This window comes from Gracilibacillus sp. JCM 18860 (assembly GCF_055395245.1).
In genome coordinates this window covers 512,634-534,593 of record NZ_AP043868.1, presented here as the reverse complement: position 1 = coordinate 534,593, position 21,960 = coordinate 512,634, and the positions used below count along the sequence as shown (strand labels likewise).

Below are 21,960 nucleotides of genomic sequence, written 5' to 3'. Positions count from 1 at the left end.
GAATGACACTAAGAAATAACTTTTTACTAATCTTATTACTATTAATGTTATCAGGCTGTATGTATCCACAAGAACAATTGAGCCAAAATGAACTCACAAACGATGCACAATTGAATATGGTTCAACAAGCTATTAATCAATATCAAGAGAGAAATGAAGGAAGACTCCCAATTATTACAAAAGATCAGGATACACCTATTTACCAAAAATATCTTATTGATTTTACCTTATTAAAACAACAAGGATTAATTCAATCCATCCCTGGATCTGCTTTCGAAAATGGTGGATTCTATCAATATGTTCTAATTGATGTAGAAACAGAGCCGACTGTAAAAGTCATCGATTTAAGAGTGACAGACCAATTAAGAGAAGTACAGCAAAAGCTTAATTTTTATCGGAATGAACATACATATCCACCATTTGGTGAAAAAGAAGGAGAAGGGGTCTATACCTTGAATTATGAGGCATTAAACCTAGACAAGCCTCCGCATATTGAAAGCCCTTATTCGGGGAATAATTTACCAATATTGATTAATACAGATGGTGAATTGATCATTGACTATCGATTAGATTTATATCCATTACTCGAAGAAACAGACCGTACTTTTCAACAGGATGAAGATATTCGATCACTTTTAACCGATCAATATCCTATTGTACCAGCATATTCTGCTCCATATTATGTAAAAAATAACGAACCTGTTTTTGCAATCCAATAAAATAAGAAACCGGACTTTATCAGAAAATGAGGTAGATAAAGTCCGGTTTTTCATTTCTTACATTTTTTACTTTTTATATCATTTTGTGCTTGAAGCATATTTCGGATTAATTAAAATAATATAGGACTAGATAGAAAAATAGGTACTATCTATCGTCTACTACTAATTTAGGACTTGTTTACAGACAATAGATAAAATTATTTTCCACTACTTATTATTTCTTAGCATATTTTAATAGGACAACATCATAAACTATAAATGTCAATTGCTCGAGTTATCATAAATGTTTAATAGATCGGGAGGGGATCACTTGGAAAGAGTAGATATCTTCAAGGATATTTCGAAGCGTACGAACGGTGATATTTATCTAGGTGTTGTAGGAGCAGTTAGAACAGGTAAGTCTACATTTATTAAAAAATTTATGGAAAAAACAGTATTACCTAATATTCCGAATGAAAGTGACCGATTAAGAGCACAGGATGAATTACCACAAAGCGCAGCAGGCAAAACGATTATGACAACAGAGCCGAAATTCATTCCAAATCAAGCAGTAACGCTACAAGTAGATGAAGGCTTAGAAGTAAACGTTCGACTAGTGGATTGTGTAGGCTACACCGTGAATGGGGCACAAGGTTTTGAGGATGAAAACGGTCCAAGAATGATTCATACACCATGGTATGAAGAGCCTATCCCATTCCATGATGCTGCTGAAATTGGAACGAGAAAAGTCATCCAAGAGCATTCTACTATGGGAATTGTAGTAACAACAGATGGAACAATTGGAGAAATCCCAAGAGAAGACTATGTGGATGCGGAAGCAAGAATTGTAGAAGAATTAAAAGAAGTAGGAAAACCGTTCATCATGGTTATTAATTCTGTTCAGCCATTTAATCAAGAGACTGAATTACTTAGACAAGAGTTAACAGAGAAATTTGATATTCCAGTACTAGCGATGAGTGTCGAGAGCATGACAGAACATGATATAAATAATGTTCTGCGAGAAGTATTATATGAATTCCCTGTGCTCGAGGTTAATGTGAATCTTCCTAGCTGGGTTTTAGTATTAGATGATAATCATTGGCTAAGACAAAACTATCAGGTTGCGATTGAAGAAACAGTAAAAGATATTAAAAGATTAAGAGATGTGGATCACGTTATCGGTTATTTTGATCAATTTGATTTCATTGATCAGGCTACATTAGCAGGAATTGAGATGGGAGAAGGGGTTGCAGATATTGATCTCCACGCTCCTAACGAATTATATGATCAGGTGTTAAAAGAGATCGTAGGTGAAGAGATAAGAGGGAAGGACCATTTATTACAGCTTATGCAGGAATTTACAAATGCCAAAAAAGAATACGATCAAGTCTCCGATGCTTTGAGAATGGTCAAGCAAACTGGATACGGAGTTGCTGCACCTGCTCTAACAGATATGGCATTGGAGGAGCCTGAGATCATTAGACAAGGGCCAAGATTCGGCGTTCGGTTAAAAGCTGTTGCTCCTTCTATCCATATGATTAAGGTGGATGTAGAGTCAGAATTTGCACCTATCATTGGTACGGAAAAACAAAGTGAGGAGCTGGTTAGATACCTAATGCAGGATTTTGAAGAAGATCCATTATCCATTTGGCAATCTGACATATTCGGACGTTCCTTAAGTTCTATCGTTAGAGAAGGAATTCAAGCAAAACTGTCTCTAATGCCTGAGAATGCAAGATTTAAACTAAAAGAAACATTGGAAAGAATAATTAATGAGGGCTCTGGTGGTCTGATAGCAATCATTTTATAACCAATAACGATTTTAAAAGCGATAATGCTACATGCGTTACGCTTTTTTATTTTTTGTGAAAAATTTGAAATAGGAAATGTTTTCATAGTTTAACCGTGATTCTCCATTTCCATCAAAATGTAAGAAAGAAGAGGTTCTTAGATGGAGTTTCCTCCTAATTTCGTTCATTTTTCAGTATAGAATCTCAAAAAATGTCTATACTGTTGATAAAATAGATAAATTGAATTTCCAAATCATAACAAATGCTGATATCATGGCATTTGAAAACACTTGCATCACTTTAGAACATGTGATACTATTCTTGTAAATTCAACAAAAATTCACTAGAAATAATTTTTTTCTAGTGAAAAACAAGATTAATTGTTGAATTATATTGGATTCTCAGTTATTATAAGCCTTGTCATCACATTCTGATGACAAAGCTATAAAGAATTCTGTGAAAATAATTTCCGAATTTTATAGCTTATTTTGGGAGGAGGTGAATATCATGAACAAAACAGATCTAATTAATGCAGTTGCTGAGAAAAGTGAGCTATCTAAAAAAGATGCTACAAAAGCTGTTGATGCGGTTTTTGAATCTATCATGGATTCACTTAAAGGTGGAGACAAAGTTCAATTAATTGGTTTTGGAAACTTTGAAGTGCGCGAACGTGCTGCTCGTAAAGGACGTAACCCGCAAACTGGAGAAGAAATCGAAATTCCAGCAAGTAAAGTTCCTGCTTTCAAACCAGGTAAAGCCCTAAAAGATATCGTAAAATAATAGATATTACATATGGGCAACTATAAAAAGGGTGCAAAATTGCACCCTTTTTTTTCACTATTTATAGTAGAAGGCTTAATAAAGCAAAGGGAATAACCGTTTGTTCCTTTTGTTTTATTAAGTCAGACTAAACGGGCATATTACGATTAGGAACGTTTTTACGAGAGAATAATGTAAAATTATGATATACTTATGATATGATAATAAAGGATTTTTCAAGAATTGCGGTGATTTCTCATGAGGCAGCATCCATTATTCGAGCATTATACGAATTTAATACATACTTCTACAAAAAATAAATACTTAAACAAGCATCTAGACAACGTTTTTGTTGAGACAGAAAAAATTCAAGCATTAGATTGTCTTATTAACAATAATGCGAACAAGGAGAATTTTATTCTGGCAACAATGCTTGTTCAAATTGCACTTAATACACATGATCAAATAGATAAACAGATGGATGATCAAGATATTAAAGCCAAAAAAGAACAACAACTCACTGTGTTAGCAGGTGATTATTATTCAGGCATTTATTATCACATCCTTTCCCAATCCAGTGACATAAGCTTTATACGCCAGCTCGCCGAAGGTATTCATGAACTAACAAAACTTAAAACAACCGTTTTTTATCAAGCATACGATCGTACGGATCGCTTTTTGGCAGACTATTCTGCCTTAAACAGCATGATTATAAAATCTGTTGCAGCATATTTTAATCGAGAGACTCACTTTGATTTTGTTAGTAAATGGCTGCTTGCGATTAAATTAGAAAGAGAATATTCTAGGTTAGAGCAAGGGGACCAGACTTTTTTTCATCAATTGGTACAAGATAAACTACTAAAGCAAAACACAACAAAGCATTTACAGAATTTGCTTAAGCAGATGATTCATTATACCAAAAGAGAATTGAGTGACTATAAAAAATTATTACCAGAATATCTTCACCCTTTAACCACTTTTTCTGTTAATACCATTTTGGAAGAAGGATTATCGAAATGAAACCACAATCAAAAGAAGAAAAAGTACACCAAGTATTTGAAAAAATCTACGATAATTATGATCAAATGAATTCTATCATCTCCTTTCAGAAGCATAAAAAATGGCGTCAGGATGTTATGAGGAGAATGCAAGTTAATAAAGGGGAAAGGGCCTTAGATGTATGTTGTGGGACAGGTGATTGGACATTTGCCTTAGCGGAACAAGTAGGTAGATCAGGAGAAGTGATCGGCCTTGATTTTAGTAAAAATATGCTCTCTGTAGCCAAACAACGAAATCAAAAGGGAGAATTGCCACAGATAGACTTTGTTCATGGTAACGCAATGGATTTACCTTTTGAGGATAATTATTTTGACTATGTCACCATTGGCTTCGGATTAAGGAATGTACCAGATTATTTAAGGACGTTGGAAGAAATGTATCGCGTGGTGAAGCCTGGTGGAAAGGTGATTTGTCTAGAAACTTCTCAGCCAACCATCCCTGTATATAGACAGCTCTATTATTTCTATTTCAAAAATATCATGCCACTATTTGGAAAGGTTTTTGCCAAAAGTTATCAAGAGTATGTATGGTTACATGAATCAGCAAAAGACTTCCCGGGTAAAGAAGAATTAAAAAAATTATTCGAGAAAGCTGGTTTAAGTAATATTAAAATAAAAAGCTATACTGGTGGTGTAGCAGCAATGCACATGGGGGAAAAGATAGTAAATAGTAAAGGTGACTAGAATGAAGCTTGCTAAAAATTATGCGTTTTTAAGAAGAGACTTAAAGCAAATCGAATCAACATTAGAGGATACGATCTTCACAGATCAGCCAGTGTTACATGAAGCATCTACTCAATTATTAAGGGCTGGTGGAAAAAGACTTCGCCCTATTTTTGTTTTATTGGCAGCAATGTTTGGGAACTATAACCTTAGTAAAATAAAGAAAGTCGCAAGTGCTGTGGAGCTAATACATATGGCGTCATTAGTTCATGACGATGTGATAGATGACTCAGATACGCGAAGGGGAAAACCTACCGTGAAGTCACATTGGGATAATCAAATTGCTATGCTAACCGGTGATTTCATCTTCGCAAAGGCACTACAGCAATTCACAGATATTGAATACCCGAGGGCACATCAGATATTGTCTAAAACAATGGTTGAATTAACCATTGGGGAAATTGAACAAATAAGAGATAAGTTTAATTATGAGCAGAATTTCCGCTCCTATCTTCGGCGGATTAGGAGAAAGACGGCATTGCTCATATCCTCTAGTTGCCAATTAGGAGCAGTTGTAGCCGAAACTTCTAGTGAAACAGAAAAAGCATTATATAATTATGGTTATTATATGGGAATGTCTTATCAAATTATTGATGATATTCTTGACTTCACAGCAACAGAAAAAGAGCTCGGGAAACCATCTGGAAGTGATTTACTACAAGGAAATATCACTCTTCCCGTATTATATGCGATGGAAAATCCACAAATAAAGGCTTCTATTATCAATCTATTTGCAAATAAAGAGCAAATGAACCAGGTAGAACTAAAACGAGTGGTAGAGGCAATTGCAAAATCTGGTGCTATAGAAAAAGCAAGAAGAGTAAGTAATACATATTTAAAGAAAGCTTATCACTCGTTAAAAAAATTACCAAATAATCAATCCAAAAGTGCTCTTGAAAATATTGCAAACTTCATAGGTAATAGAAAAATCTAACTATTCGAGGTGAATCAAATGGAAAGAACATTTTTGATGGTAAAACCAGACGGTGTACAACGCAACTTAATTGGAGATATTGTGTCACGATTTGAGCAGAAAGGCTTCAAGATAGTCGGGGCTAAATTAATGACTATTTCAAAATCACTAGCTCAAAAACATTATGCTGAGCATGAAGGAAAGCCGTTTTTTGATCAACTAGTTGAATTCATTACTTCCGGTCCTGTATTCGCTATGGTATGGGAAGGCGAAGAGGTTATCTCTACAGCAAGAAAAATGATGGGAAAAACGAATCCATCGACAGCTGAAGTAGGGACGATTAGAGGAGATTATGGAATGGTTACACATCGAAATATCATTCATGGATCTGATTCCGAAGAGAGTGCAGAGAGAGAAATTTCACTATTTTTTAATAAGGAAGAACTAATCGAATACTCAAAAGATGTTGATAATTGGCTTAGATAACCACTTGTTTACAATACTAAGGGAGAAGAGAAATGGAAGAATACCAAGCGTTCATTCAAAAGGTTCATAGTAAAACGGGCCTTGATCTAAGCTTGTATAAAGAAGCACAAATGAAGAGAAGATTAACTTCACTAAGGAATAAACGGGGATTCCGAACGTTCGATCACTATTTTGATGCCATTAATAAAGACCAGACATTATTACAAGAATTCTTGGATAAAGTGACTATTAATGTATCAGAATTTTATCGAAATCCTAGTAGATGGAGCGTTTTAGAAAAGGAAATCTTCCCGAAGTTAAAAGCAAAGAAAGACAAAATAAAAATTTGGAGTGCAGCATGTTCTACAGGAGAAGAACCATATACATTAGCAATAATTGCAAGCAAATTCTGGCAAACCACCGAAGTGGATATTTTAGCAACAGATATTGATGATAATGTAATTGCTAGGGCGAAGCAAGGTATCTATAATGAGCGTGCTGTACAGGATGTGCCAGAAGAAATGAAGGAAAGGCACTTTATACAGCAAGGAAATACTTACAAAGTAAAGGAATATATTAAGCAATGTATTACCTATAAAAAACATAATTTACTAGCAGACAAATATCCAACTAATATGGATTTAATAGTATGTCGAAATGTGCTCATTTATTTCACAGAGGAAGCAAAAAATTCTATTTATCATCATTTTAGTAAGTCCTTAGCAGATGATGGTGTGTTTTTTGTCGGTAGCACGGAACAAATTTTTCGTCCGGAAAAATTTGATCTGCGTGTCATGGATACTTTTTTTTATACAAGAAAGTAGTTTATTTTCATACTTTGTGAAATTCATTTACTTACAAATAAAAAAAATATGATATAGTAATACAAAATGAATCTACTGGGGGGACTTTTTATGCGCTACTTAACTGCAGGTGAATCACATGGTAAGCAGCAAACCACGATAGTTGAAGGCTTACCAGCTCAAATGCCAATCACAAAAGAAGATATTAATGAATCCTTATTACGTCGTCAAAAAGGGCATGGTCGAGGAAAAAGGATGCAAATAGAAAAAGATTTAGTGGATATCGTCGGTGGAGTTAGACATGGATATACGCTAGGATCACCCATTGCGCTTGTTGTACATAACGATGATTTCAAGCACTGGGTTGATGTAATGGGAGAAGATCCGGTACCAGAAGAACAAAATATCCGGAGAGTTGTAACAAGACCAAGACCTGGTCATGCCGACTTAAATGGTGCGTTAAAATATGGTCATCGGGACATGCGAAATATTTTAGAGCGTTCCTCCGCAAGAGAAACCACTGCTCGTGTTGCAGCAGGTGCTGTTGCCAAGACATTGCTAAAGCATTTAGACATCCATATTATCGGATATGTAAAAGAAATTGCAGCAATAAAAGCAGAGGAAAAACCTAATTTAAGTATTCAAGAAAGAATCAATATATCAGAGGCATCTCCTGTACGCTCTTTAGACGATGCTGCTGGTAAAAAAATGATGGATGCCATTGACCAAGCGAAAAAAGACGGAGATTCCATAGGCGGTGTTTGTGAAGTTTACGTGGAAGGAATGCCTGCTGGTATTGGTTCCTATGTTCACTATGACCGCAAGCTTGATGGGCGTATTGCAGGAGCCGTTCAAAGTATCAATGCATTTAAAGGAGTAGAGTTTGGTATTGGATTTGAAGCAGCGCGAAAAAATGGTAGTGAAGTGCATGACGAGATCGCATGGACAAAAGAACAAGGATATTACCGAAAAACGAATCGATTAGGTGGTTTTGAAGGTGGCATGACAACAGGAATGCCTATTGTAGTAAAAGGTGTTATGAAACCAATTCCTACCCTTTACAAACCATTACAAAGTATAGATATCGAATCAAAAGAACCATTTAGTGCAAGTATCGAACGTTCAGATTCTTGTGCGGTGCCTGCAGCTGCTGTGGTAATGGAGCATGTAGTTGCCTTTGAAATAGCCAAAGCAATTTTAGAACAGTTTCCCAATGATCAATTTCCAAAACTTAAAGAAGCGATTGATCAATATCGTGAGGAAATTAGGTGTTTCTAAATGCATAAACAAACGATTCAAACAAGTACGAATAAATATGATGTGATAATCGGTGAAGGGTTATTAACAAATATTGCTGAATATTTTCCTAAACGATACACAAATATATTAATCATTACAGATAGCGCGGTAAGGTCATTATATGCCGAAACGATTCAAACAGGACTAAAGTCACACTGTGATAATATCGGTATAGCCACTGTCCCAGCTGGTGAAGCATCGAAAAGTATCGATTATTATTATCAGCTTTTAACAGAAGCAGTCGATCATCATCTTGATCGGAAATCATTAATCATTGCACTTGGTGGTGGAATGATTGGCGATCTTGCTGGGTTCGTTGCTGCAACCTATATGCGTGGTATTGATTTCATTCAAGTTCCAACAACAATCTTAGCACATGATAGTAGTGTCGGTGGTAAGGTAGCTATTAATCATCCGAAAGGAAAAAACCTAATCGGAAATTTTTATCCACCTGTGGCAGTTATTTATGATGTCAAGACATTAACTAGCTTGCCTGCTAAAGAAATTCGATCTGGTTATGCAGAAATTGTTAAGCATGGATTTATTAGTCGAAAAGCGTTCTTAGATCAAATCATGAAGACTAATTTACGTAACACATTGGACCCATACGATTTAGTCGATCAATTAGAAAAAGGAATTGCAGTAAAAGCAAGGATTGTAGAACAAGATGAGAAGGAAAATGATATTCGGAAATTTCTGAATTTTGGGCATACTCTTGGACATGCGATCGAGGCTGAATTAGGTTACGGTAACATTACACACGGAGAAGCTGTTGCCATTGGTATGTTATTTGCTATACGTGTAAGTGAACAAATATTCCAAGTAGAGTTACCTTATGATAGTCTACTTCAATGGTTGAAGGAAAATAATTATCCATTAACGATTTCGTCTTTAAACATCGAACACGTAATAGATCGCATGAAACTTGACAAGAAATCAGAGAATGCGATAGTGCAAATGGTGCTTTTAGAAAAAATTGGACAACCAAAGATTGTAAATTTGGAAGACCAAGTGCTTAAGAAACATCTTGAAATTTTTATCAGAGAGTTGGGTTAACATTGATCAGAGGGATACGAGGGGCCACTACTGTTCAAGCTAATCAGGCAGAAGAAATAATTAAAGAAACAAAGAAAATGGTTGAAAAAATGGTAGAAGTAAATCAGGTTAAACCAGAGGACATCGCGTCAGTACTTATATCTGTAACTCCTGATTTAAATGCTACCTTTCCAGCAAAGGCGCTTCGTTTAATAGATGGTTGGAAGTATGTACCAGTTATGTGTATGCCTGAAATAAATGTTCCAGGGAGTCTTGCACAGTGTATTCGTGTTATGATGACAGTAAACACTTCATTGAATCAAGAAGAAGTAGAGCACATCTATCTAAATGAGGCAATTAAATTAAGACCAGATTTATTAGGAAAGGATTAGTACAATGAGAAATCGCGAAAATGATGAAATGCGTATTCAGGCGAAACAAGTTTTTCAAAGTATGTCTCCATACACTCCTGGAAAACAGATTGAAGATGTAAAAAAAGAATATGGCTTAAACCAAATTGTAAAATTAGCTTCGAACGAAAATCCATTCGGCTACTCATCAAAAGTAAAAAAAGCCATTCCTCAAATGCTAGATCACTTAGAAATTTATCCAGACGGATATGCAAAGCAATTACGTGATGGATTGGCATCTAAGTTAGAAATTAACGAGGAGCAGTTAACGTTTGGTTGTGGATCAGATGAGATTGTTGATATTATCTGTCGTTCTTATCTGGAAAAAGGGACAAATACCATTATGGCTACGCCTACGTTTCCTCAGTATAAGCATAATGCTTTAATACAAGGAGCGGAGATTATTGAAGTACCATTAATCAATGGTTATCATGATCTTCCAGCAATGCTTGATGCAATCAATCAACAAACAAAAGTTATCTGGCTGTGTTCGCCTAATAATCCAACAGGATCCTTAATTCCAAAGGATGAGCTAATTAACTTTTTAGATAATTGTCCATCCAATATTATCGTTGTTCTTGACGAGGCGTATTATGAATATATTGAAAGATCAAAAAAACCAGATAGTATTTCATTGGTTCAAAAATACGCTAACTTAGTTGTATTACGAACTTTTTCAAAGGCATATGGTCTAGCAAACCTGCGGGTAGGTTATAGTATTGCATCAGAGGAAATTACGACGATTCTTAACATAACCCGAGGTCCCTTTAATACGACAAGCATCTCCCAATTATCAGCTTTAATGGCATTAGAAGATGAGGACTTTCTTGAAGAAACATATAAACGAAATATTGAAAATAAAGTCGCATTCATGGAGTTTTGTAATGAAGTTGGATTAGATTATTATGATTCAGAGGCAAATTTTTTATTTGTCAAACTACCAACTAGTGGAGACCAATTATTTGAATTCTTATTAACCAAAGGCTTTATTGTCCGTTCTGGCGAGGCACTAGGGCATCCAAATGGAGTTCGAATCACTATAGGCTCTAAAGAGAACATGGAAGTATTACAGCAACGAATCAAAGAATTTTTAGCAAATGTTTAAAAAGGAGAATAAATCGTGAAACAAACGGTTTTAATAGCGGGCCTCGGTCTTATCGGAGGCTCGCTTGCTTTAAGTATAAAAGAGATAAAGGGAATAAGGTTGATCGGTTATGATGCAGATCGACATGCCCTAGAATATAGCAAAATGAATGGTATTGTCGATGATATCTATTATCAATTCGATAAGGCGGTATTAGAAGCAGATATTTGTATTTTTGCTACACCTGTTTCCAAAACGGTTGACTTAATTCATCAATTAAACGAATTGACTTTAGAGAAAGAGTTGCTTGTTTCAGATGTTGGATCAGTAAAATCGTTAATTATGAATACTGCAGAAAAGATTACTTCAGATAAGGTAACCTTTATTGGTGGTCATCCAATGGCTGGGTCTCATAAAAGGGGCATCCAATCAGCAAAAGCTCATTTGTTTGAAAATGCGATTTATGTGTTAACGCCAACAAAAAAGAGTACTGCTGAGGATATGGAAAAATTGAAGGCTCTCTTAACACCTACGAAGGCCAAATTTTTGATCCTTGATGCAAAAGAGCATGATGAAATGACTAGTGTTATCTCCCATTTTCCACACTTAGTTGCTTCCTCTCTTGTTCATCAGGCAAGAGAGTGGCAAAAAATCCATCCATATATTCCGAAGCTAGCAGCAGGAGGATTTCGTGATATCACAAGAATTGCCTCCAGTAATCCAAGTATGTGGAAGGATATCTTTTTTCAGAATCGTGATAAGATGAGTCGTCTTCTAGCAGATTGGATAGAAGAAATGAAGAAGCTCAAGGATTTAATTGATTCTGGTGAAAAAACACAAATTCAAACATATCTAGAACAGGCTAAGGACTATCGAGACGGATTAGATAGTAAGAAAAAAGGTGCAATCTTATCATATTATGACTTATATGTAGATATATTTGATCAGCCAGGTGCACTTTTGAAGGTTGTCCATTTATTAGCAGAGCATGATATTAGTATTAATAATATTGAAATTCTAGAAATTCGTGAAGGAATAACAGGAGTTCTACGATTAAGTTTCCAAAATAAGAATGATCAGCAAATAAGTCAAGCAATCTTGAGTAAAAATAACTATGAAACAATGATAGAGGAATAGGAGAGATCGATGTTGTCTAAAAAAGTTTTATCATTTAAAGATAGAAGTCTAAAAGGGAATATTTCTGTTCCTGGAGACAAATCTATTTCCCATCGTGCCGTCATGTTTGGATCACTCGCAAAAGGGGAAACACGTATTACTAATTTTTTGGCGGGAGAGGATTGCTTATCTACCATTGCTGCATTTCAGGCAATGGGCGTCGATATAGTAAGAAACAATGATTCCGTACAAATCCAATCACAAGGAATCAAAGGATTAAAGGAACCAGCAGAACCAATAAATCTTGGTAATTCTGGAACAACAGCAAGATTATTAATGGGAATCTTAGCAGGTTTACCTTATCATTTCACCTTATACGGGGATGCTTCTTTATCTAAAAGACCAATGGATCGCATTACAAACCCTTTAAAACAGATGGGTGCAAAAATTGACGGTAGGGAAAATGGTAGACTTTTGCCCATCTCGATTCGTGGTGGTAATTTAAATCCCATCCATTATCATACACCGATGAAAAGTGCACAGGTTAAATCAGGTGTACTTTTAGCAGGCTTACTGACAGATGGAACAACAGTGGTAACAGAGGACACGAAGACCCGTGATCATACAGAAAATATGTTAAAAGCATTTGGTGCAAAGCTTAATGTTAATGGTACAGAAGTAACGGTTGAAGGGAATAAACCCTTAACAGCTTGTGATATCGAGGTGCCTGGAGATATCTCTTCTGCAGCATTTTTCTTAGTTGCAGCCGCAGTTACAGCTGGTAGTGAAGTGAAGATCACAAATGTAGGGCTAAATCAAACACGAACAGGAATTATCGATGTACTCCAATTAATGGATGTAGATATTACGGTCAAAGAAGATCGAATCGTAGGGGGAGAGCCTATAGGTGATATTGTCGTAAAATCATCTAAACCAAAAGCCGCAGTCATCGAAGGTGACATTATCCCACGAATCATTGATGAGATACCAATTATTGCCTTACTTGCTACCCAAGCGGAAGGTAAGACGGTTATTAAGGACGCAAAGGAATTACGTTTTAAAGAAACAGATCGAATCGAGTCTGTTGTGAGCACACTTAAAGCATTAGGGGCAGAGATTGAAGCAACTGAAGACGGGATGATTATAACTGGTGGGACGAAGCTTCATGGTGGAGTGACAAATTCATATGGTGATCATCGCATAGGTATGATGATAGCTATTGCTTCCTTACTTATAGAGGAAGAAGTTGAACTCATTGATGATAAATGTATAGCTGTTTCTTATCCTGGCTTTTTTGAGGATTTAGACAAGTTATCCCATTAGAAAAAGGATATAAGGACCACCTCAAAAACTTTCTGTATGATCATGTACTCTTACTAGGATACTATCCAAAAGCCAAGCATTGTTGTTGGCTTTTTTCTTATGTAATTTTAGTTTTTTTCATCCATCACAAAATTTCGTTTAGTTGCTTCCAAACATTTTTTCCGCTAATATGAACATAAGTAGAGCCTGTTAAAAAAGAAAGGTTGAAGCATGTGAATCCATTAAACCAAGCAATAGAACTCATTCATAATGGCGAAATGAATGAAGCATTCAAGCTATTGCAACAAGAGGCTGAGAATTCAGATACAGACGGCAAATTAGATATAGCGGAGATCTATAGTGAGTTGGGAATGCAGGAGGAAGCAGCTCACTTATTAGAAGAAGTTATTCAGATAGAGCCTTACAATAATGAGGCAAAATTAATGTTGGCCGAAATATTTATTAATGATAATAATGATGAAAAGGCAATAATGTTATTAAATGAAATAGACGAACAAAGTGAGTCATTCTTACAGGCTTTAGTTTTATTAGCAGATCTATATCAGACCCAAGGACTATTTGAAGTAGCTGAATCCAAATTGTTAGAAGCAAAGAGAAGGGCGCCAGATGAGCCAATTATTGATTTAGCACTTGCGGAATTATTATTTTCAATTGGATCCTATCACAAAGCTATCATATATTATGAAAAAATTTCCAAGACAACAGAAGAAATGGGTGGCGTTAATCTTCAGGCAAGACTTGCGGAATCTTTTGCCTTAAATGGACAATTTGAGGAGGCATTACGTCATTTTCAAGCATTAGAAATAGAGGACCCTGATCAACTCTTTCGATATGGTTTTCTTGCCTTTCAAGCAGAACGATTTGAGATAGCGATTCAGGCATGGGAGAGGCTATTAGATTTGGATAGTGAATATCCTTCAGTATACCCATATTTATCAGAGGCATATGAAGAGGAAGGATTATTAGAAGAAGCATATAATATTGTGTCAAAGGGATTAGAAATTGATCCATACAATAAGGAAATTTGGTTTATCGCTGGAAAAATAGCGAATAAGTTGGGAAATAGAGAAGAGTCCTATCAATATATGGAAGAGGCCTTAAAAATTGATCCAGAATATCAAGAGGCACTATTATTTTTGTTAGAGGCATTTAAAAAAGAAGAAAATTACCAAAAGCTAATCAACGTGCTGACAACAATCGTAGATATCGATCATTTAGATGGTGTTTTTCAATGGGAATTAGCCAAAGCATATAATGAAGAAGAACAATATAAAGAGGCATTATTTACTTACCAAAAAGCATACACTAAAATGAACAGTGATACTGATTTCTTAAGAGATTATGGCTATTTCTTAGTAGAAGAGGGGAGGATTTCAGAAGCAATTAGTATTTTCAAGCAATATATGAAATGGGAACCTGCTGATTTTGAAATTCAGCAATATATAGAACGGCTAATGAATCAAAATGATACTCTCTCATAAAAACGGAGGGGAATAGCAAATTGGAAACATCAGTAAGTGTAGAAGATAAAAAAACATTTATTCAATGGTTTCTTGGCCATTACCAACTAAAAAAGAGAGAAAGTGTGTGGATTTTAAATTATTTATTAAACCACTCACAAGTTCTAGAACAGGTTCATTTTGTTTTAGAAGCCAGATTTTGCCCAAGGGCAATGATTATTTCAACACATTGTTCGAAAGAAATCGCATTCCGCTTTTATAAAAAGCATATTGTCACAACCGATGCAGATAAGTCCTTTCATGATATTCGATTACACAATGACGAACCAATTTACATTCAATTAAATTTTAAAGGTGCGCAACAAAGTGTCCAATACATGAATGTTTTGGAGGATAATCCTTTTATTCCTGATGACTATTTTTTATCAAGTCATGACAAAAAGGAGATGGATCTGTGGCTTGATTATTCTCTATATAAATTTAGAAAAGCCAAAATCGAACAAAAAATTAATGAAGCACTAGATCAAAAAAATGAAGAAATGTTTTTAAATTATACAGAAATTTTAAAAAAGCTGGATAATTTGTCAGATTATAGGTATAATGATTAATGAATAGGAACTGTTTATACACAGATTCTCTTATTGATCGAATTTCATTTTGAGAAAGTAGATGGAATTCGTTTTTTTCTTGCATTTTAAAAGATCGTTACTAGCTTTTCCTTCACTAATTGAATGGTTATAAGGTAATACATATGAATAGAAGTATATTAAAAGAATATATATGGCGATCTAGTGGGGGGAGGAAATCTTCATGAAATGGGACAAGGATGATTTAAAGGTCTATTATAAATCAAAGGAATATGTAGATACTGTCTGTATTCCGTTAGCTCCAATTTCTTACGAGAAGGAAGAAGAAGCTGTGAAGCTGTCCAATCAATATCAATCCTTACAATTGTTATCAACTGAATTAGAAAGAAATTATGTTGGTAGGATGATGTTAAGTCCATTGTATACATATAAGAAAGATAAAAATATGGAAATGGAAATCAAAAGAATGAATCAATGGATTCATGATTTTCAAGCAGATTTTAAGCATGTCTTTTTATTAACCTTTGATGTGAATTGGAGAAAGCAAGAAAAAGATCTTGATGGTCAGTTAATTTGGCTTCCTGCGACGTCGATTGAAGCACAGCCAACAGAGTTAACAAAGAAATGGATACAGGAACAAATAAGCCAAATTAGTGAATTGATTCAATCGTATTGGGACTAGAATGAAATTAAAAGGAGATTTTATTGACCATCTTAAAAGTTTGCGCTATCATAGTAATGTCCTAGTATAATAAGAGATTATAATCCATGAAGTCGGAATATGTGTAGAGGGGGGTAAATGATGTCGGAGAAAAAACAACAAGTGTCCCGTCGCCAATTTTTAAATTATACATTAACAGGTGTTGGGGGATTTATGGCCGCAAGCATGCTCGCACCAATGGTTCGTTTTGCAATTGATCCCGTTTTAAAAGCATCAAGTGCTAGTGAAATGCATGCTGTTGTTGAAGTTTCTGAAATTACAAAGGAACCACAAAGATTTGATTGGACAGTGGAACAAGTTGATGCTTGGTATACGTCCGATGTAACCCATAGTGCATGGGTTTACAAAAATGAAAAAGATGAAATAATTCCATTATCACCTGTATGTAAGCACTTAGGTTGTCAGGTGAACTGGGCTACAAATGAACCAGACGAATTTTATTGTCCTTGTCATGGTGGGCGTTATTATAAAAGTGGAGAAAACGTTCCAAATACACCACCAAATGCTCCTTTAGATTTATATGAATTTGAAGTGAGAGATGGCACTTTATTTCTTGGACAACCCGTACCAAGACAGGAGGTTTAATGAATGCTACAAAAGGTTTATGATTGGATTGATGAGCGTGTAGATATTACACCACTTTGGCGTGATATTGCAGATCATGAAGTGCCAGAGCATGTCAACCCTGCACACCATTTTTCTGCTTTTGTTTATTGCTTTGGTGGATTAACTTTTTTTGTAACGGTTATCCAAATTCTATCAGGTATGTTTTTAACGATGTACTATGTTCCTGATATTGAAAATGCTTGGCGTTCTGTTTATTATCTACAAACAGAGGTAGCTCATGGACAGATTGTAAGAGGGATGCATCATTGGGGTGCCAGTGTTGTTATAGTCATGCTATTTTTACATACTTTACGTGTATTTTTCCAAGGTGCTTACAAAAAACCACGTGAGCTTAACTGGATGGTAGGTGTGCTTATTTTCTTTGTTATGCTTGCACTTGGATTAACCGGATACCTATTGCCGTGGGATAACAAAGCATATTTTGCTACAGTAGTAACTTTACAAATTGCAGAACAAGTTCCACTGATCGGTGAATTTGCTAAAACATTGTTAAATGGAGATCCTTCTATCGTAGGTGCACAGACATTAGCCAGATTCTTTGCGATCCATGTCTTTTTCTTACCTGCCGCATTGTTTGTTTTAATGGCTGTTCACTTCATTATGATTCGTAAACAAGGGATTTCTGGTCCGCTATAAAATTAACGTTGTAAAGGAGGGATTTCAGTGAAGAGAGGAAAGGGAATGAAGTTTGTCGGGGATTCTCGAATTCCTGCTGAAAAGCAAAAATTTATTCCAAAAGATTATTCTGAATATCCTGGTAGAACAGAAGCATTTTGGCCTAACTTTCTATTGAAAGAATGGTTAGTAGGTGCGGTATTTCTTGTTGGCTTTTTATGTTTAACCGTTGCCCATCCTGCACCACTGGAGAAGATTGCTGATCCAACGGATGCTTCTTACATACCATTGCCAGACTGGTATTTCTTATTTCTATATCAATTACTAAAATATGAGTTTGCAAGCGGACCATATTTTGTATTAGGAGCACTTATCATACCTGGTCTTGCATTTGGTGGTTTATTTTTAGCTCCTTTCTTAGATAAAGGAAAAGAGAGACGACCACATAAACGACCAATTACTACATCACTAATGATTTTAGGTTTTGTTGCTGTATTTTGGTTAACTTACGAAGCTGCTGCTCATGTTGATTGGGAGGCAAAAGCTGAAAATAATAAACCGGAACTACCTAGTGAAGTGGAAATTGACACTTCAGACCCTGGCTATGCAGTTTTTGAAAAAAGCTGTATGCAGTGTCATGGAGGGGAATTAGAAGGTGGAGCGGCTGCACCAACCCTTATTGGAATCGATTATAGTGTTGATGAGATCAAGGATATTGCAGTGAATGGTATTGGTAGCATGCCAGCAAACCAATTCCAGGGCTCTGATGAAGAATTACAACAATTAGCAGAATTTATCGTATCTGTAAACGAAGAACAAGAGTAGTCTTAACCCTCGTCTGTTTGTAGGCGAGGGTTTTTCCTTTCTGTTATTGAAGTGATTAAAATTTTGTGAATAGAGATTGGAATCACAGACTGGAATTCTCACCATAGCTATCACATATATCTATGCGTAACAAATCTAATTATTTGTTTTATGAGGGGGTATCCTTTTGTTAAAATACTTATTTTTTAATCGCTATTCTCTAATAGCCTTGTTCACCATCAATTTACTCGGAACTATTTATGGGTACTACTGGTATAAATCCCAAATTGCTGAAACTCCTGCCATCTTTATCCCGTTTGTTCCAGATAGTCCTACTGCCAGTTTATTTTTCACCTTATTTTTATTGTTTTATCTTAATGGGAAAACTGTACGAACGATTGAGGCCTTAGCCTTTGTGTCACTTTTAAAATATGGGATATGGGCGGTAGTAATGAATCTGTTTACCTTAGTGGTGGATGGGCAATTACCGTGGACTGGATATATGTTGATGGTCTCACATGGAGCTATGGCTTTACAAGCTTATATTTACTCTCCATTATATACTTTTTCATTACGTCACTTAACGATAGCGTCCATTTTTTTGTTACATAATGAGATCATTGATTACGTTTATGGAATGATGCCTACATATGGAAGCTTGTCTGAATACGCTGATCATATAGGTTATTTTACTTTCTGGTTAAGTATCGCTTGTATCCTATTCGCCTATTTTAAGACGATTTATTCGAAAGAGAAAAAAGTTCATTCTAAATCCCTTTAATTATTCCAAACAGTATAGAGTAACTGACATATCTAACTTGGACACTTCATACATTAAGTATAAGGAATGTATGGAAGAAGGGGTTTGAGTGGACAGAAAATATTTATTTTGCGTATTTATTCTTATCTTTATTACTGCTACTTTTATAACATCACTTGTGAATGCACAACCTGAAAAACAACAATTAGTCCATTTTGAAAGACTGGTACAAGAAAAACGTTATGATTTAGCATGGAAAAAGCTTGAACAACAAAAGTTAGACTTAATGAATAAAGTGCAGGAGAATGCTCCATCTTTCCGTCAAAGCTTTGAAAATATGGTGGAATTAAATATGCAAAACCTTCCGAATAGCTCTGTGTCCGATTATGAAAAAATGAAACAAGCTCAGACATTAGTCGTTGTATATGACGCGATCGTGAATAAAAAAGCACCTCTTTGGCACAAATGGAAGGAAGAATTAGAAATCTCCATCCAAGAAATACTTCATTCTAATGAGGTAACAGAGAGCCAAGTGAAGGCGGTTATGTATCAATGGGAGGTAATCTCACCAGTACTTAAGATGTATCTTCCGGAAGGGGAATACAAGGAGCTAGAAGCTGATTTTGATGAATTATATCAAAACAGCACTTGGAAGCAAGATTCCACATTAGAATCAGTATTTCAGCAAATGTCGCTAATTGATTTAGAAAGCTTACAAAAACAGCAACAAGAAAATTATCTACTTTGGTTGATGTTAGTAGTAGGTGGATTTATTTTCTTGTCATTATCCTATGTCGGTTGGGTAAGGTATAAAGCAGAAGGAAAATAATTCATAGCTTCACCATGTGAAAGCACCCACATAAAAAACACACTATTTAAAATAAGCGTACAAATTGACAGATGTTCATTTTTTGACTAAAATTGACCTATATAGAATGCTTGGAGGAATGACAAATGGGGTATTTGATTTATCTTGTAATACTCATTGCCGTACCTTTAATTGCCCAATCAAAGGTGAAAAGTACGTATAAGAAATATTCTAAGGTAATGAATTCGAATATGGTAACAGGGGCACAAGTGGCTAGAAAAATACTGGATGATAATGGCCTGTATCACGTTTCAATTGAAGAGACAAGAGGAACACTCTCCGATCATTATGATCCAAGGAAAAAGGTAGTTCGCTTGTCCAGTGATAACTATCATGGCTATTCTGCAGCAGCTGCAGCTATTGCGGCACATGAGGTAGGACATGCCATTCAAGATGCAGAATCCTATGCATTTTTACGTTTCCGTCACAGTCTTGTTCCAATTGCGGGCTTTGGAGATAAAATGTCGTTTATCTTTATCATAGCAGGTTTCCTTCTTGGGCAAATGAACTTAGTCTTAATTGGAGTTATTTTTATGGCGTTTGCTGTATTATTCCAATTAGTAACATTGCCTGTGGAATTTGATGCATCGAACCGTGCAATGGCACAATTAGTTTCATCAGGTATCATTCGCAACAATGAAGAGAGACAAACAAAAAAGGTACTAAACGCCGCAGCATTAACCTATGTCGCTGCAGCATTAGTTGCAGTAGCAGAGCTCATCCGCTTTGCATCCATATTCCTATTAAGTGAAGAATAGTATTTCCTAAGGCAGATGTATATAGCATCTGCTTTTTTGATATGGAGAAAAAGTATTTCCGTTCGTAATAAATCAAGCTGTCGATAAATCTTCATTGATTAGGAAGGAATGTTATACTTTATTTAAGGAGGTATTAGAATGTATAATAAAGATAGTGTCCAGGATATGCAGAAACGAGTCGATGCTTTTATCTCTCAATTTGAAGAAGGTTATTTCTCACCAATGAGTATGTTAGCAAGATTCACTGAAGAGATCGGTGAACTTGCGCGAGAGGTTAACCATGTATATGGAGAAAAGCCAAAAAAATCTACAGAAGAAGAAAATACGATCGAAGCAGAGCTCGGTGATCTTTTTTTCGTCATGATAAGCTTCGCTAATTCACAAAATATAAATCTTGGCACAGCTTTTGATCAAGCCATGACAAAAATTGAAACAAGAGACAAGAATCGATGGACCAAGAAAGAACTGGAGGAATAAACATTGGATAAAATTAAAGTTATTGTGGCAGGACCTAGAGGAAAAATGGGTGCAGAAGCACTTCGTATGATCGAAAAACAATCAGATTTAGAACTAGTTGCTTGCCTTGACCATAAGTATGAAGGAAAAAACATACAAGAATTTGAAGAACTGCCAAACTTAGATGCTGTTATCTATACGAATATAGAAGAATGCTTATCAACCGTTCAAGCAGATGTATTGGTAGACCTAACAACTCCTGAATTTGGTTACATACATACGAAGACAGCTATTTTAAACGGAGTTCGTCCAGTGGTCGGAACAACAGGCTTTACAGAGGAAGAATTGAAGGAATTAACAGACTTAGCAGAGGAAAAAGAAATTGGTGTCATTATTGCACCGAATTTTGCACTTGGCGCAGTATTAATGATGCAATTTTCTAAATGGGCAGCAAAATACTTTCCAGATGTAGAAATCATTGAAAAGCATCATGATCGTAAATTAGACGCACCATCTGGTACAGCTGTTAAAACGGCTGCTTTAATTAAAGAAGTAAGAGAATCCAAACAGCAAGGACATCCAGATGAAAAAGAAACGATTGCAGGGGCACGTGGAGCCGATGTAGATGGTATGAGAATTCACAGCATGAGGCTGCCAGGACTTGTCGCACATCAAGAAGTGGTTTTTGGTTCAAAAGGGGAAAATTTAACGATTAAGCATGACTCGTTTCATCGAGAATCCTTTATGACAGGAGTTAAACTTGCTATTGATCAAGTAATAAAGCTAGATCTACTCGTTTATGGGTTAGAAAATATATTAGAATAGGTG

At 35.6% G+C, this 21,960-nt stretch carries 25 protein-coding genes; all 25 read left to right on the top strand.

All coding sequences use genetic code 11. The features are described from left to right. Window positions 1-2 precede the first annotated feature (2 nt). Entirely contained in the window at window positions 3-719 is a 717-nt protein-coding gene (locus tag ACZ5R4_RS02770; RefSeq protein ID WP_109984255.1) for a hypothetical protein, read from the top strand. A gap of 310 nt (window positions 720-1,029) precedes the next feature. Beyond that, on the top strand, window positions 1,030-2,508 hold the full coding sequence (gene spoIVA, locus ACZ5R4_RS02765) for a stage IV sporulation protein A (protein WP_054859359.1): 1,479 nt from the start codon (window positions 1,030-1,032) through the stop codon (window positions 2,506-2,508). A 487-nt stretch (window positions 2,509-2,995) separates the two neighbouring features. Beyond that, on the top strand, window positions 2,996-3,268 hold the full coding sequence (locus ACZ5R4_RS02760) for an HU family DNA-binding protein (protein ID WP_054787972.1): 273 nt from the start codon (window positions 2,996-2,998) through the stop codon (window positions 3,266-3,268). 237 nt (window positions 3,269-3,505) lie between these two features. After that, window positions 3,506-4,267: a heptaprenyl diphosphate synthase component 1 gene (locus ACZ5R4_RS02755; protein ID WP_054859360.1), complete on the top strand. Its 762-nt coding sequence runs from the start codon at window positions 3,506-3,508 to the stop codon at window positions 4,265-4,267. Beyond that, window positions 4,264-4,989: a demethylmenaquinone methyltransferase gene (gene menG, locus ACZ5R4_RS02750; protein ID WP_109984256.1), complete on the top strand. Its 726-nt coding sequence runs from the start codon at window positions 4,264-4,266 to the stop codon at window positions 4,987-4,989. Before ACZ5R4_RS02755 ends, menG begins: the two co-directional genes overlap by 4 nt. 1 nt (window position 4,990) lies before the next feature. Continuing rightward, entirely contained in the window at window positions 4,991-5,962 is a 972-nt protein-coding gene (gene hepT, locus ACZ5R4_RS02745) for a heptaprenyl diphosphate synthase component II (RefSeq protein ID WP_109984257.1), read from the top strand. An 18-nt stretch (window positions 5,963-5,980) separates the two neighbouring features. After that, window positions 5,981-6,427 (top strand): nucleoside-diphosphate kinase, encoded by a 447-nt coding sequence (ndk, locus tag ACZ5R4_RS02740; protein WP_464368047.1) that lies wholly within the window; start codon window positions 5,981-5,983, stop codon window positions 6,425-6,427. A gap of 32 nt (window positions 6,428-6,459) precedes the next feature. Next, window positions 6,460-7,230: a CheR family methyltransferase gene (locus ACZ5R4_RS02735; RefSeq protein WP_277677940.1), complete on the top strand. Its 771-nt coding sequence runs from the start codon at window positions 6,460-6,462 to the stop codon at window positions 7,228-7,230. A 90-nt stretch (window positions 7,231-7,320) separates the two neighbouring features. Next, a complete protein-coding gene (aroC, locus tag ACZ5R4_RS02730; RefSeq protein ID WP_109984260.1) occupies window positions 7,321-8,487 on the top strand; it encodes a chorismate synthase in 1,167 nt (388 codons plus the stop codon). After that, on the top strand, window positions 8,488-9,564 hold the full coding sequence (aroB, locus tag ACZ5R4_RS02725; RefSeq protein WP_054859364.1) for a 3-dehydroquinate synthase: 1,077 nt from the start codon (window positions 8,488-8,490) through the stop codon (window positions 9,562-9,564). A gap of 2 nt (window positions 9,565-9,566) precedes the next feature. Then, window positions 9,567-9,935 carry a chorismate mutase gene (gene aroH / locus ACZ5R4_RS02720; protein ID WP_109984262.1) on the top strand — a complete coding sequence of 123 codons (369 nt, stop codon included), beginning with the start codon at window positions 9,567-9,569 and terminating at the stop codon, window positions 9,933-9,935. Window positions 9,936-9,969: 34 nt separating this feature from the next. Then, complete coding sequence (gene hisC / locus ACZ5R4_RS02715) at window positions 9,970-11,058, top strand: histidinol-phosphate transaminase (RefSeq protein WP_109984606.1); 1,089 nt, start codon at window positions 9,970-9,972, stop codon at window positions 11,056-11,058. Between the two features lie 15 nt (window positions 11,059-11,073). Next, on the top strand, window positions 11,074-12,174 hold the full coding sequence (locus ACZ5R4_RS02710) for a prephenate dehydrogenase (RefSeq protein ID WP_464368046.1): 1,101 nt from the start codon (window positions 11,074-11,076) through the stop codon (window positions 12,172-12,174). A 9-nt stretch (window positions 12,175-12,183) separates the two neighbouring features. Further along, window positions 12,184-13,476: a 3-phosphoshikimate 1-carboxyvinyltransferase gene (gene aroA / locus ACZ5R4_RS02705; protein ID WP_109984264.1), complete on the top strand. Its 1,293-nt coding sequence runs from the start codon at window positions 12,184-12,186 to the stop codon at window positions 13,474-13,476. Between the two features lie 212 nt (window positions 13,477-13,688). Continuing rightward, window positions 13,689-14,957 (top strand): tetratricopeptide repeat protein, encoded by a 1,269-nt coding sequence (locus ACZ5R4_RS02700; protein WP_054859367.1) that lies wholly within the window; start codon window positions 13,689-13,691, stop codon window positions 14,955-14,957. A 20-nt stretch (window positions 14,958-14,977) separates the two neighbouring features. Then, window positions 14,978-15,544, top strand: a complete 567-nt coding sequence (locus ACZ5R4_RS02695; protein ID WP_054859368.1) for a ReoY family proteolytic degradation factor — start codon at window positions 14,978-14,980, stop codon at window positions 15,542-15,544. Between the two features lie 202 nt (window positions 15,545-15,746). Next, window positions 15,747-16,205: a DUF2487 family protein gene (locus ACZ5R4_RS02690; RefSeq protein WP_054787978.1), complete on the top strand. Its 459-nt coding sequence runs from the start codon at window positions 15,747-15,749 to the stop codon at window positions 16,203-16,205. A gap of 120 nt (window positions 16,206-16,325) precedes the next feature. Next, window positions 16,326-16,829 (top strand): QcrA and Rieske domain-containing protein, encoded by a 504-nt coding sequence (locus ACZ5R4_RS02685; RefSeq protein WP_054859369.1) that lies wholly within the window; start codon window positions 16,326-16,328, stop codon window positions 16,827-16,829. 3 nt (window positions 16,830-16,832) lie between these two features. Further along, window positions 16,833-17,507 carry a menaquinol-cytochrome c reductase cytochrome b subunit gene (qcrB, locus tag ACZ5R4_RS02680; RefSeq protein WP_109984267.1) on the top strand — a complete coding sequence of 225 codons (675 nt, stop codon included), beginning with the start codon at window positions 16,833-16,835 and terminating at the stop codon, window positions 17,505-17,507. 27 nt (window positions 17,508-17,534) lie between these two features. Next, window positions 17,535-18,311, top strand: coding sequence for a menaquinol-cytochrome c reductase cytochrome b/c subunit (locus ACZ5R4_RS02675; protein WP_054859370.1), 777 nt, complete (start codon window positions 17,535-17,537; stop codon window positions 18,309-18,311). Window positions 18,312-18,477: 166 nt separating this feature from the next. Next, a complete protein-coding gene (lhaT, locus tag ACZ5R4_RS02670) occupies window positions 18,478-19,071 on the top strand; it encodes a lipoprotein heptaprenylglyceryl N-acetyltransferase LhaT (protein WP_425454575.1) in 594 nt (197 codons plus the stop codon). Window positions 19,072-19,159: 88 nt separating this feature from the next. Beyond that, on the top strand, window positions 19,160-19,879 hold the full coding sequence (locus ACZ5R4_RS02665; protein WP_054859371.1) for a sporulation protein YpjB: 720 nt from the start codon (window positions 19,160-19,162) through the stop codon (window positions 19,877-19,879). 125 nt (window positions 19,880-20,004) lie between these two features. Then, complete coding sequence (locus tag ACZ5R4_RS02660; protein WP_109984269.1) at window positions 20,005-20,676, top strand: zinc metallopeptidase; 672 nt, start codon at window positions 20,005-20,007, stop codon at window positions 20,674-20,676. A gap of 138 nt (window positions 20,677-20,814) precedes the next feature. Further along, window positions 20,815-21,153, top strand: coding sequence for a nucleotide pyrophosphohydrolase (locus ACZ5R4_RS02655; RefSeq protein ID WP_109984270.1), 339 nt, complete (start codon window positions 20,815-20,817; stop codon window positions 21,151-21,153). A gap of 3 nt (window positions 21,154-21,156) precedes the next feature. After that, window positions 21,157-21,957, top strand: coding sequence for a 4-hydroxy-tetrahydrodipicolinate reductase (gene dapB, locus ACZ5R4_RS02650; protein ID WP_054787982.1), 801 nt, complete (start codon window positions 21,157-21,159; stop codon window positions 21,955-21,957). Window positions 21,958-21,960 lie beyond the last annotated feature (3 nt).